The following is a 12,680-nucleotide window of genomic DNA, read 5'->3' on the forward strand; positions in this document are numbered from 1 at the left end:
ATGATTTGGAGTGCGGAATAAATGAAAATTAAGAAAATATTTCATGCCGCGCTGGCTTGGTCTTTCGTTTTGCTATCCCCCTTCGCCTTCGCAAACGATGAGCAAGGGGAGTTGACGATCAACGATCATATTCGTACTTTCTTGATCCATGTGCCGGATCGGTCGCCTCCTGCCGAGGGCTTCCCGCTGATACTCGCTTTCCACGGTGGGGGTATGCAAGGGGAGGGAATGCGTCGACTCACCCACCTTGATCAAGTCGCCGACACCCGAGGTTTCATCGTCGTCTATCCGAATGGCATCGATAAACACTGGAATGACGGTCGGTCTAGTATCAAGAACCCGCAAGATGATGTCGCCTTCGTCTCGGCTCTCATTGATCGAATGACGCATCTTTCCCGAATCGATCAAGAGCGCGTCTATGCGACAGGCATCTCGAATGGTGCGTTGTTTGCCGAGCGTCTGGGGTGCGATCTTTCCGGGAAAATACATGGCATCGCGCCCGTTGCCGGTTCGTTACCTTCCGATCTCGTATTGATCTGCCATCCGCGTCGCGCGATTGCCGTAATGCAAATTGATGGAACCAAGGATCCAATCATGCCGTTCGGCGGCGGTGCGGTCTCCACTTTGGGAGGGGCAGGAGAGGGAGGGGACGTCATCTCCGTTCCAGCCACCGCTTCCTTCTGGGCGAAGCAGAACCATTGTTCAACCCATGCCTCGCAACAGCTTTTACCGCCGATTGTAGCGTTTGATCGAACGCGGATTATGGAAGCCCGTTATCAAGGATGCGCACCCGGTGCACCTGTCACCCTGCTGTCCGTAATCGGCGGGGGACACGCATGGCCCGGCGGCCCACAGTATGCTCGGCCCCGCGTTGTCGGTTTTGCAAGCCAGCAACTGGATGCCAGCGAAACGATCGCCAGCTTTTTCCTGTCATTGCCGCGGGCCAAGTGACGTCAACACCTGCTCGAAGAAATCGATCCCGCCCATCTGGCCCCCTTTGAGTGCGATTTCCAGCCCGTTCAGCGAGGCGGCGTCGGCGTGCAAGCGACACATGGCGACCCCTTCCGAAACGGTTGCCACGTAGGACAGACCCCATCCGCCTAGTTCTTGCACGATGAAGCTTGAGGTGTCCCCGCCTGCAACGACCAATCGTCGGACGCGGGTGGAAGCGAGCACCGCGGCGACCAGCGACGCGGCGCAGCGCGCGGTCTCGTCGCGCGACGCCACCGAACGCACGGATCGCCCGGTGAAGGCCAGTACATGCTTTCCCGCGTTCAGCCGGCTCACGATGTCATCGACATGATGGCCTAGCGTCTGCATATTGAAATTGTCCGGATCGATTTCGACAGTCGAATACGAATGCGCGGCGGCGATTTGGCGCGTTGTCATCGGCGACAGACTACCGGCAAAAGCAAAAACGGGAAGATCAGGAACTGCTGCTTCGTTGGGACGTTTAGCTTGCGCAGTCCCGTCAGCGAGGTTCGCGTGTGGTCCTCTGCCTTTTGCAAAAGCCCACGCCTGGGCAACGCTACTGGCACCCACCGCTAACAGGGGCGCCTGCGCGCTGTGATGCGCCAGTACGCGCCCGATGATGGCGAGATGGCTATCATCGATCACGTCGAAAAGCACGGCGGCAGCCGTGGCGTCTGGCGCGAGATGGGGCGCTACCTTCGCGCGTATATCGGTATCGCTGTCATGATCGATACTGGCAACGTCACCCAACGGCCGATAACTCAGGCAATCGACCAAGGCGATGGGCGACAGCCCTTGCGCCGCGAGGTGTTGTCGCAAGTCGGCCTCATGCATCGGCGTAGAGGGGTGATTGGCCATCGTGGGATGGCGATCGATACGCACGACCGAGGCGCTTCCGTCTCCTTCGATCGTACTCGCCGCAAACAAATTGCCGAAGACGCAATAGCGTCGCGGGCCTGGTTGGCCGCCGACGATCGCAAGCAGTGGATTGGGGAAGAAGGGCCGCAATGCACCGACAGCGGCCCCGATGCTTCCGATGTCCGGGCTGCTGTCGAACGTCGAACAGATCTTGTAATGAAAGAGACGCACGCCGAGCGCGGCAAAGCGAGCGCCGGCATCGGTGAGCTGCGCTTTGATTGCAGCCGGCCCCATCGCCCGCGTCGAACTCGCCACGCCGATGGCATCCAATGGCCCGACCGCCTCCAGTTGCGCATCGGTAGGCGGATTAAAAAACAGCATCGTGCGAAAACCGGCGCGCGACAGATGGGCGAGGGTGTCCGTCGCGCCGGTGAAGTCGTCACCGTAGAATCCGTAAGCCGGTGCCTCGCTCATGCGCGCCCACCGAAGAATGCCAGCGCGGTACGCAGTTCCGGCGCGTCTTTTGCAAACTGTTCCAACGTGACGCCGTCGGTGACAGCCTGCCAGGCTTGGCGCACGCTCAGCACGCCAGCTTGCGGACCATCGGGATGCGCGAGGATGCCACCACCGGACATAAACAAGAGATCGTCGGACTGCGTGGCCGCAAAGGTCGCGGGCACGGTCCCCGCCCATTGTCCCGATGAAAACGCCGGGAGGACCCTATCCTCGATGTCCGCCGTCAATGGCGTTGCGCAAGCCTGCGCCGATTCAATGACCTCTTGGTCGGTCTGCGCAAATTTTCCCTGCAGTCCGTGGACATGCATGTGATCGACGCCGGCGAGCCGCCATAGCGTCTGATAGGCCTGAAACGACATCCCCAGGCTCTCGTCGCGCGACATCATGCCGTATCCGTTCCGATGCGCGTGCAAGACCAATCCAGTGGAGCGCCGTAAAGCCTGAATCGCCGAGAATCCGCACCAATTGATGCTCGCCATCACGCACGATCCTTCCTCGGCTTCGATCAGCTCGGCGTGACGACGCATCGCGTCCAGGTCGTCGGTGATATTAAACGCCACCATGACGTGCCGGCCGGCCCGATCACGGTAGGCGCGGACTTCTTTCATGACCGCGCGAACCCGCGCATCCAACGGTGCATGCTCCGGATTGGCACACACCTCGTCGTCCTTGATGAAATCGACGCCGGCCTCGCACAGGCCTCTGACCAGCAAGGCCGTCTCCTCGGTGCCCATTCCGACGTTCGGCTTGATGATAGTGCCGATCATCGCGCCGCGCGCCACGCCGGTTATCGCGCGTGTGCCCCTGACGCCGTGGACCGGCATGTCGAAGCGCTGCCGGTACGCCGCAGGCAAGCGTAACGTCAGCAGGCGCATGCCGGTGACCTCGCCGAGATCGTATAGATTGCCACTCACCGTGGCGGCCAAGGTGGGCAGATTCGCGCCGACATTGCTGACGGGAAAGGACAGCGTGACGATCGCGCGACGCCATGGCCCGGTGACGCCTTTACGCGTGAGGAAGGCATTCGAGAGGCTTGGGCGCGATGCCGGCTCCAGCTCGGCAATATGGATTACTTGTGCGCGACTGCGCTCGCGCAAGGCGTCGGTTTCATTCGCGACCCGGACAAACGTGCCGCTGGACTGTTCGCCCGCCATGATTTCGGCCACCTGTGCGGGGTCGAAGGGCGTTTCGATCAGATAGTCCGCCTCGAACCGTTCGGTGTGCGCATGCGTGGCATTCATAGGGTGCTCAAATCAGGAAAAGGGCGAACCGGATTCGATCCATCCCAATCCAGTGACGCGTCGTGAATAAGTTTGAACAGCGTGCCCTTCGGGCCGGCGATCTCGGACAATTCGATCACGGTGCCAGGATGGTTTTCCGTATCGAAATAAACGAAGCGGCCGTTGGCCCCGACGTTCCCGCTCATCGCAACCTTGAACCCTTCCGATTGCAATCGGGCGAGATCGGCATCGAACTGCGTCGTCCAATAGGCGTTGTGCTGCAATCCCGTATTACCCGCGCGCAGAAAGTCCCGGTACATCGAGGGCGCATCATTGCGTGTCTGAATGAGTTCGACCTGCAAGCTGCCGGAGTTGGCGAGCGCCACCGAGTTGTGCACCTCGTAGGATTGGCCGCGATAGGTGTAGTCCTCGATTGGCACTTTCTCTTTATAAAACCACGGTCCGACGCCAAGTACACGGCTCCAATGGTCCATCGCCGCCTCGATGTCGTGCACGACATAGCCCGCCTGACGAATTTCGCCGAAATAACGACTCATGAAAATGCTCCGCAAGAAGGGTAAATCAGAGAAAACCAGTGGATAACCAGGGCACCGCCGCGATCAATACCAATCCGGCGATCAGCGCGCTCATATAGCCGATGATCGGACGCATGCCGGCATCGGGATTGACCTTGCTGATCGCACAGGCCGAGTAGTAGCCGACGCCGAAGGGCGGGGAGAAGAGCCCGACGCCCATCGATAGGATCGCGACGATCGCATAATGGATCTCGTTGATCCCCGCCATACGCGCGATCGGGAAGAACAAGGGGGCAAACAGCACGATGGCCGGAATCCCTTCCAAGACGCTGCCCAAGGCGATAAAGATCACGATGGACAAGGCCATGAAGGCGTAAGCGCCCCCCGGCAGATGCGTCATCAGATCCGCCAGATCCTGGGAGAAGCCCGATTGGGTAAGCGCCCAGGCCATCGCCGTCGCGAAGCCGATAATGAAAATAATCGCGCCGGACAAGGTGGCGGCATCCACCAGCATGCGTGGCACTTTCGACCACTGGAACTGGCGATAGACGAAGAGGCCGATCACGATCGAATACGCGATGCCGATCGTCGATACCTCGGTGGCGGTGGCAATGCCTTCCACGACGGCTGCACGAATCACGAAGGGCAATGCGAGCGCGGGCAGGGCGACCACAAACATCTTGCCGATTTCGCGTCGGCTGAAGCGCTGCACTTTCGTCAGGTCGTCGTTCCGATAGCGCCGCCATACGACGAAACACAGGAAGATCGCGAGCACCAATGCAGGCAGCATCCCGGCGGTGAAAAGGGCCGATATGGACAGGCCAGTGACGGAGCCGACGGTGATCAGGACAATACTGGGCGGCACCGTTTCCGTCTGCGCGCCCGCGGTCGACAACAGCGCGACGAGATCGCCTTCATTGGCACCGCGCTTTTTCATTTCGGGAAAAAGAATCGGCGCGATGGCCGCCATATCGGCGACTTTCGAACCGGAGATGCCGGACACCAGATACATCGTGCCGATCAAGACATACGACAAACCGCCGTGCACATGGCCGACAAGGCTGGCAAGGAACTGGATCATGGCGCGGGCGAGCCCGGCCATCTCGATCATCAATCCCAAAAACACGAAGAGCGGCACGGCGAGCAACACCATATGCGACATGCCCTCGTCCATGCGTCCCACAATGACTTCGAGCGGTGTCTGCGTGGTAAGACCGAGATAGCCGAATGTCGCCAGGGCAAACGCAAAGCAGATGGGCAGGCCACTGAAGATACCCACCGCCACGACGCCGACGAAAAAGATGATCAGGTTGATCTTGCCCAATTCCAGCAGCGCGGGCGCCACGAGCCAGACGCCAAGCGCGGCGACGCCACATACGCCGAGGGCCAGCAGGATATCGCGCGGCCGACAAAATTCGAACAATCTCACGAGGCCGACCACCAACATCAACGCCGTGCCGACCGGGAGTGCCGCAGCGCGCCACCCATCGCTGATTTGCAGTGCGGGCGATAGAATCGGCAGCTCACCGATGGCGTAATCGCTCGCCGGGAGCAGCACGAGGATCAGTACCGTCACGGACAAGGTCAACGCGAGGGCATCGACGAAGGCACGTGCCGTGGGCGACAGGCGGCTGACCAGGGCCGTCATGCGCATATGCTCGCCGCGTCGGAGGGCCAGTACGGCACCCAGCATCGAGAGCCAAAGGAACAGCGTGGCGGCGAATTCGTCGGACCAGACGATGGGCGACTGAAGCACATAGCGGCAAAACACGCCCGCTAGCAGCACCAGCACTTCGCCGGCCAAGAGCAACGCGACCAAGCATTCGACCAACAGGATCAGTGCCCGGTCGAAGCGTCTGAGCCAACGTCGCGGGCCACCGGCGAAGACGCCATCGATAGGGCGTTGCGTCGCTGAAATCGGGTTCGCCATGGCTTACCTCCCGCACTGAGATGACAACCTAGTGACAAATGACAGGCATGTCGGACGGGCCAACCGCTTTCCGATGCGTGGGCGTCCTGTGCCGTTCAGACCAGCTTGCCGGTATAACTTTCCAGCAAGGACCACGTCTCGTTGCCGAATTTCTCTTTGTATTGCGCGTAGAAATTGGCTTGCCGTAGGGCGGCCCGAAACGTGTCCGGCGCGGGGCGGTTGATGGTCAAGCCTTTTGCCTGCAATTCCGTGACGGCCGCCTCGTTCAGCTTGCTGACATCGTCGCGTTGTTTCAGGGCCGCTTGATTGAAGGCGTCCGATGCAATCGCTTGCAGATCTTTGGGAAGACGTTGCCACGCACGCGGGTTCAAGACGAACCAGAAGCCATCCCATATGTGATGCGTCAGGGAGCAGTATTTCTGGACTTCATACAGCTTCGCCACTTGCACGATGGGCAGCGGATTTTCCTGCGCATCGACGATGTGCGTTTGCAGCGAGGAATACACTTCGCTGAATTGCAGGCTGGCGGGCGCGGCACCCAGGCCCTTGAACATATCGATACTGAGCGGACTGACCGGCACCCGAATTTTGAGACCGCGCATATCGGCGGCATTATTAATGGGACGATTGCTGGTCGTGGTCTCGCGAAAGCCGTTGTCCCACATCTTTTCGAACGAGACGAGCCCCGCTTTTGCCATCGCCGCGCGAACGTAGGCGCCGAGTTGACCGTCCATGGCCTTCCACACTTGCGTGTAGTCATTGAAGGCGAAGCCAACCGCATTGATGGCCGCCGCGGGCGCCAGCGTGGACACCACCAGCGCCGAGGGCGTAAACATCTCGATGCCGCCGCTTCGCACCTGCGCCAGCATGTCCGTGTCGCCGCCCAACTGGTTGTTGGGGAAAATGCGTATCTCCATGCGTCCTTTCGAGGCATCGCGGATTTGATTCGCTGCCTCCTGGGCGCGTACATTCAGCGGATGCGTCAACGGTAAATTATTGCCGTATTTGAACAGGAACTCGGGCGCGGCGGCACGCGCCGCGGGGGAGAAAGCGCTCGCGGCCAAACCAGCAAGCGGGGCTGCAACCGCAGCGGATAGAAATCTTCGGCGGTCAGGCATCATTGCGCGCGTCATTCGGCTTGTCTCCGTCTTTTGTTATTTGATGTAAACCCTAGCCCTCAAATTGCATCAAGTCGGATAGTCTGCATCCCTATGCGCTTGATCTTGCTGGGCAAAACGGCTTACGTTAGCGGCAAGCCTAAGGAACATGGTGGGTGCTGTCAAACGCACAAAATGATGGTTTTTGATGGTTTCCGAGGAGCGTTCATCGATCATGTCAGACGCCGTACCCGAGCCACAGTCATTGAAAAGCCCACGCATTGCCGACATCGCGGGGGCCGCCGGCGTCTCGGCCGCCACGGTGGACCGCGTGCTCAATGCGCGCGACGGCGTGCGTCCCGCCACCATCCAGCGCGTCTTGGCTGCCGCCGAAAAAGCCGGCTATCTCACCGAACCCCGCGATATGGCGGTGCAGAAACCGATTAAAGCGCCGGTAAAGCCGATGCATATTGCGTTTCTCATGCCCGCGGGGACGAATCGCTATCTGCGTATGCTGGGCGACTATATCGAACTCGCGCATGCCCAGTGGACGGCGCAGCGGATGAAATGCCGGGTGCATTATGTGGAGAGCTTCAACCCGGAGGCGCTGGCAAAGGGGCTATTGCATTACGGCCAACGTGCAGACGGCCTCGCCTTTATGGCGCTGGACGATCCATTGGTACGCGACGCCGTCGATGCGCTAGCGGCAAGAGGGGTGCCGGCGGTCACGATGATATCGGACCTCTCCAACGCGCAGCGCGTCGCCTATGTGGGCATCGATAATCGCTCCGCAGGCCGTACGGCTGCACTGCTGCTCGGACGATTTCTCGGTCCCAAGCCATGCGGCAAGATCGCCATGTTGGCGGGAAGCTTGAACTACCGTGGCCACGAAGAGCGCGAGATCGGCTTCCTGCATTTGATCAAGTCCTCTTTTCCGAACGTCGAGGTGCTCGGCTTACGCGAGGGGCAGGACGATAGCGAACGAAACTATGAGCAGATGCGCAGTTTATTGGGACGGCATCCGGATCTTGTCGGGATCTACAACAGCGGGGGCGGATCGGAAGGCGTCGCGAGAGCGATTATCGAAGCGCGGCCGGAGCACAAGATTCTGTTTATCGGCCACGGCCTGACTTCGGACACCCGCGCACGATTGATCGACGGGACCATGGACGCGCTCATCACCCAGACGCCGCAGGCTATCGTTGCAAACTGCCTGAAGATTTTCGATAACCTGCGGCGAAAGGGCGACGCCTTGGATGGCGTGAAGCCGGTCCCCTTTTCCATCGTGCTGCGGGAGAACTTGCCTTGATGGGTAAATCAGAGCGTGTCTTTCGCGTCTACCGAATCGGATAGCCAGTGACTGAATTTCGGCGTACCGCCAATGCCCGGATTGAAGCAATTGCAGGGATCCAGTTTACGATAGAAATCGGCCAACGCGGGTTTGGCTTGATATAGATGTCCGACATTGTGTTCCGCCGGATATTCGGCGCCGCGGGCATCCAGTAGCTGGAGCATGTCGTGTTCCACCGTGAGCCAGTCATTGCCTTTTTTGACGACATAGTCCTGGTGGAAGACGTGGCAGAGAAAGTGCCCGTAATACAGTTTTTTGGATAATTTTTGATCGATTTCAGGGGGCAGTGTTTCTAACCACTGTCTGTCGTTACGACGCAGCGCAATGTCCAGGGCCACGATTTCTTCTACCTGCTGGCGGTGCACGGCGCGGTAGCGAACGGCGGCACCAGCGACGGCAAAGCGATGCAGGAAGGCCTTTTTTCCCTCTTCATCGGAGCAGCGGAAATAACTTCCTTTCGCTTGAGAAAAGAATTGATCCAAATACTGGCCCGTGATCGACGCCGATTTCTCGGGGACTTTCAACAGCAGATGGTGTTCGTAGCGGTCGCGGTACTGCCGCATTTTTAACGGCAGGTGAGAGGGAAAGAGCCGACTGACCGCTTGCAGGATGCGGTCGCTTAAGCCGTTCGGCAGAAAGCGGGAGCGTTCGCATAGCGCATCGAAACGACTTTTAGCATTGAAGATGCTTGGCAGACGCGACGTGCCAAGCTTATTGATCATGATGAAAACGTCTTTGCCGTAGACCTCGGCGACGTTGAATGCTTCGCGGTGAATATATTCGCCGGCGATTGGCAGGATATCGGGATGGGTCAGAACATCGCGACGGATCGCCGTGAGTTCGTCGGCATCGTTCGATCCGATGTAGAAAACCTGGGCATTCTTTTCGATCGGGAAGGTGTCCAGTCTGACGGCGAAGACGCCCAGTTTCCCTGCGCTGCCGGACGCTTCGAACAATCGGCTGGGATCGGCGTTATATCGCGCGGGCGTGGGCGCATCGACCTCGCGGACTTGTGCTGCATACCGATGATCCGATGCCGCTGCTTCGCCGAAGCGAATGTCGCTGTCGGCATAGCGTTTTTGCTCGAGCGTGGAAAGCGCTTGCTCCGGGTCGCCCGGTAGCGCGACACCCAGGTGATTGAGCAGACGGATGGATCCATCCGCGTCCATCTGCGCAAACAGGGCCATTTCTGTATACACCGGCCCTCGCTGCACGAGCGAGCCCCCCGAGTTATTGCAGACGCCGCCGATAACGGACGCGCCGATACACGAGGAGCCGATGACGGAGTGGGGTTCGCGCCCCAGCGGCTTCAGGACGCGTTCGAGCTGATCCAGCGTGGCGCCCGGTAGGCAAATCACCTGTCGTCCGTTGTCGATGACGTGGATCTGATTGACGCGGAGCGTGTTCACAATGACGATGGGGCGATCGTAGTCCTCCCCATGTGGCGTGGATCCGCCTGTCAGGCCGGTGTTGGCTGCCTGCATGATGACAATAGCGTTTGCCGCCACGGAGGCCGATAGCACCCGCCATTGTTCCACCAGCGATCCAGGCGCCACCACCGCAATGACATCGCCTCCACCAAAGCGATAGCCGGTGCGATATCGGCGCGTCTTGTCGGCATCGGTCAAGACATGCTGGCTCCCTACAATGTCGCGCAACGTACCGACGAATGCGTGGGCATTTTGAGAAATAGAGAGCGGATGTTCAGGCTTGATAGCGGAACCTTGTCGCATAAAATTTCCAAAAGAAGCATGCGATGCGAAGCGCTGCGGCGCCCGCTATCATAGCGTGGAAATCGGATGGGGTTTTGGGTTGTTAGCGGGTTCGAGCGGTCTCGACGGTGAGGATGGTTTGGAGGAAAAGAATGTTTTGAAAATGCGCTGACGACAAACCGTTTAACGGCAATTTCCGCTATTTCTGTAATCTGGTTTAGGCCTTGCGTCCAATGCTCGCTTACCATGTGGGACCAGTAATTATCCCAACATGATGTCCGCGCGAGAGCGGGCCGTCATTTTAAGACCCGACTGGCATTCATATCGATGAGGAACGCGTCATGATTCGTTTTTATTTTCACCCGACCCCTAATCCCGCAAAGATCGCATTGTTCTTGGAGGAAGCAGGGCTTGCGTATGAAGCCGTGCCTGTCGATACCAGCAAGGGCGAACAACACGCGCCGGGTTTTCGGGCGATCAATCCGAATGGCAAGGTGCCAGCGATCGTGGATACCGAGGGGCCCGGTGGCAAGGAGGTAAGGGTCTTCGATTCGACCGCGATCCTGATCTATTTGGCAGAGAAGACCGGGCAGCTTCTGGGCGCGCCTGAGGATCGCCCGGAGCTGCTGTCGTGGTTGCTCTTCATTGCATCCGGCTTGGGGCCTTATTCGGGCCAGGCAGTGCACTTCCAGTTTGCCGCGCCGAAGGGACTGGACTATGCCGTCAATCGATACCGTCGCGAGGCGGAACGGCACTATCAAGTGCTCGAAGACCACTTGTCGGGGCGCGAATTCATAGTCGGTGAGCAGTTCACGATTGCGGACATTTCGGCCTGGGGATGGATCGATCGCGCGTCCCGTGTGTTCGGCGGCGCCGAAGATCCCTTGGGGGCGTTTCCTGAATTGCAACGCTGGTTCGCCCGCGTGGACGCGCGCCCCGCGATCACGCGCGCAAGAGCACTCGCCAAGTCACATACGTTCAAAACGGTGAGGGACGAGGAAGCCGAGCGCGCGCTGTTTCCGTCGAATTATCCTCGGGCATAAACGCGCCCGACGGAAGCCGTTGCCGCATCTGTTCACTTGTTCACCAACCGCGCGGGCGCAGTCAGGGCGAGAAGGCCGCCTAGCACCATCGCCGAGGCGAGTAAAACCATCCCCGCGCTCGTGCTGTGCGTGCGTGTCGTGAGGAAGCCGAAAAGCGAGGGCGCGAATACGCCCGCGAGATTCCCCAGCGAACTGATCAGTGCGATGCCGGCCGCAGCGGCACTGCCGCTCAGCAGTGCCGTGGGTTGGGCCCAGAGTAGCGGGGCAACGGCGAACACACACATCGAAGCGCATGTCATGACGATGATCGTCGGCGTCAGTGCGTGATCCCACCATGTGCTCGCGACCAATAGCGCTGCGCCGATAAAAGCCGGGATGGCGAGATGCCAACGGCGTTCGAGATGCTTATCGGAACTCCAAGATAGGGCGAACATCGCCACGGCTGAAAAGGCATACGGTATCGCCGTAAGCCATCCGACGCTGAGTGTGTTGCCGTGTCCCGCACGCTGTACGATCGTCGGCAGCCAGAAGCTGATACCCATGTTTCCCGTGGCAAAGCAAAACATCATCAAGCTCATCACCCAGATGCGTGGGCTCTTGAATGCGGCGCGCGCGCTGTGCGTCGGCTTGGAGCCGTCTTCCGCTTGGATGTTGGCGGAAAGCACTTTCTTTTCCGTGGCGCTCAGCCAATTGGCGTCGGCAATGCCGTCTGGCAGCAGGCGCCAGATCACAAAGCCGATCACGATTGCCGGTAGCGCTTCCAACATGAAAAGCCATTGCCATCCATGCAGTCCTGCCACGCCGACGAAACGTTGCATGATCCAGCCGGAGAGCGGGCCGCCGACGAGTCCGGACAGCGGCAATGCCGCCATGAAGATGGCGATGATTCGTGCACGCCGCTCTGCCGGGTACCAATAGGTCAAATACAGAATGATGCCGGGAAATAAGCCGCATTCGGCAATACCCAGAAGCAGACGTAGGGCGTAGAAAGAGAACGGGGTGCTGACGAAAAGCATGCACATCGATACCAGGCCCCACGATATCGCGATCCGTGTGATCCAGCGGCGAGCGCCAACGCGATGCATGATCAGATTGCTTGGTATCTCGAAAATAGCGTAGGCGACATAGAAAATTCCTGCACCAAAGCCATAGACGGCATCGCTGAATCCAAGATCGTCGGCCATCTGAAGCTTTGCAAGCCCGACGTTGATACGATCCAGATAGGCGATACAAAACGCAGTCAATAACAGCGGCACCAGCTTGCTTGTCACACGCGCGTAGAGCTTGCTTTCAGCGCCATGCGCATCGACATGCAGCGTGTCGCTGTCCGGAGGAACCGGTGCGGCGGAAACGGCAGGTTTCATGCAGCGCTCCAATCTAATTGTCTGACGTCGTAACTGTAGGAAGCGTTGACGTGCAGGCAGTATAGTCGGGGAAATGCAGGG

General features: G+C 59.2%; 11 protein-coding genes. 3 read left to right on the top strand and 8 right to left on the bottom strand.

The features are described from left to right. Positions 1–21: 21 nt before the first annotated feature. Positions 22–951, top strand: a complete 930-nt coding sequence (locus ABEG21_RS22705; protein ID WP_347558825.1) for a PHB depolymerase family esterase — start codon at positions 22–24, stop codon at positions 949–951. Here the strand turns inward: ABEG21_RS22705 and ABEG21_RS22710 are convergent. From ABEG21_RS22710 to ABEG21_RS22735, 6 genes are all read right to left on the bottom strand, one after another. Further along, the gene (locus ABEG21_RS22710; protein WP_347558826.1) at positions 931–2,304 is read right to left on the bottom strand and encodes a four-carbon acid sugar kinase family protein; all 1,374 of its coding nucleotides are present in this window, start codon (positions 2,302–2,304) and stop codon (positions 931–933) included. The genes ABEG21_RS22705 and ABEG21_RS22710 overlap by 21 nt on opposite strands. Further along, positions 2,301–3,587 (bottom strand): ribulose-bisphosphate carboxylase large subunit family protein, encoded by a 1,287-nt coding sequence (locus tag ABEG21_RS22715; protein WP_347558827.1) that lies wholly within the window; start codon positions 3,585–3,587, stop codon positions 2,301–2,303. Before ABEG21_RS22715 ends, ABEG21_RS22710 begins: the two co-directional genes overlap by 4 nt. Further along, positions 3,584–4,123, bottom strand: coding sequence for a VOC family protein (locus ABEG21_RS22720; RefSeq protein ID WP_347558828.1), 540 nt, complete (start codon positions 4,121–4,123; stop codon positions 3,584–3,586). Before ABEG21_RS22720 ends, ABEG21_RS22715 begins: the two co-directional genes overlap by 4 nt. Before the next feature lie 25 nt (positions 4,124–4,148). Next, entirely contained in the window at positions 4,149–6,032 is a 1,884-nt protein-coding gene (locus tag ABEG21_RS22725) for a TRAP transporter large permease subunit (RefSeq protein ID WP_347558829.1), read from the bottom strand. Positions 6,033–6,127: 95 nt separating this feature from the next. Beyond that, a complete protein-coding gene (locus tag ABEG21_RS22730) occupies positions 6,128–7,165 on the bottom strand; it encodes a TRAP transporter substrate-binding protein (protein WP_347558830.1) in 1,038 nt (345 codons plus the stop codon). A 54-nt stretch (positions 7,166–7,219) separates the two neighbouring features. After that, positions 7,220–7,366 (bottom strand): hypothetical protein, encoded by a 147-nt coding sequence (locus tag ABEG21_RS22735; RefSeq protein WP_347558831.1) that lies wholly within the window; start codon positions 7,364–7,366, stop codon positions 7,220–7,222. Here ABEG21_RS22735 and ABEG21_RS22740 point away from each other — a divergent pair. After that, positions 7,365–8,438, top strand: a complete 1,074-nt coding sequence (locus ABEG21_RS22740) for a LacI family DNA-binding transcriptional regulator (RefSeq protein WP_347558832.1) — start codon at positions 7,365–7,367, stop codon at positions 8,436–8,438. The two genes, ABEG21_RS22735 and ABEG21_RS22740, sit on opposite strands and share 2 nt — an antisense overlap. 8 nt (positions 8,439–8,446) lie before the next feature. Here ABEG21_RS22740 and dld read toward each other — a convergent pair whose 3' ends face one another. Continuing rightward, the gene (gene dld, locus ABEG21_RS22745) at positions 8,447–10,213 is read right to left on the bottom strand and encodes a D-lactate dehydrogenase (RefSeq protein ID WP_347558833.1); all 1,767 of its coding nucleotides are present in this window, start codon (positions 10,211–10,213) and stop codon (positions 8,447–8,449) included. Between the two features lie 320 nt (positions 10,214–10,533). Between dld and ABEG21_RS22750 the strand changes: the two genes are divergently transcribed. Beyond that, the gene (locus ABEG21_RS22750) at positions 10,534–11,235 is read left to right on the top strand and encodes a glutathione S-transferase C-terminal domain-containing protein (protein ID WP_347558834.1); all 702 of its coding nucleotides are present in this window, start codon (positions 10,534–10,536) and stop codon (positions 11,233–11,235) included. A 32-nt stretch (positions 11,236–11,267) separates the two neighbouring features. On the opposite strand, the gene ABEG21_RS22755 is transcribed toward ABEG21_RS22750, so the two are convergent. Beyond that, entirely contained in the window at positions 11,268–12,599 is a 1,332-nt protein-coding gene (locus ABEG21_RS22755) for an MFS transporter (protein ID WP_347558835.1), read from the bottom strand. Positions 12,600–12,680 lie beyond the last annotated feature (81 nt).

It is taken from the genome of Robbsia sp. KACC 23696, assembly GCF_039852015.1.
GTDB lineage: Bacteria > Pseudomonadota > Gammaproteobacteria > Burkholderiales > Burkholderiaceae > Robbsia.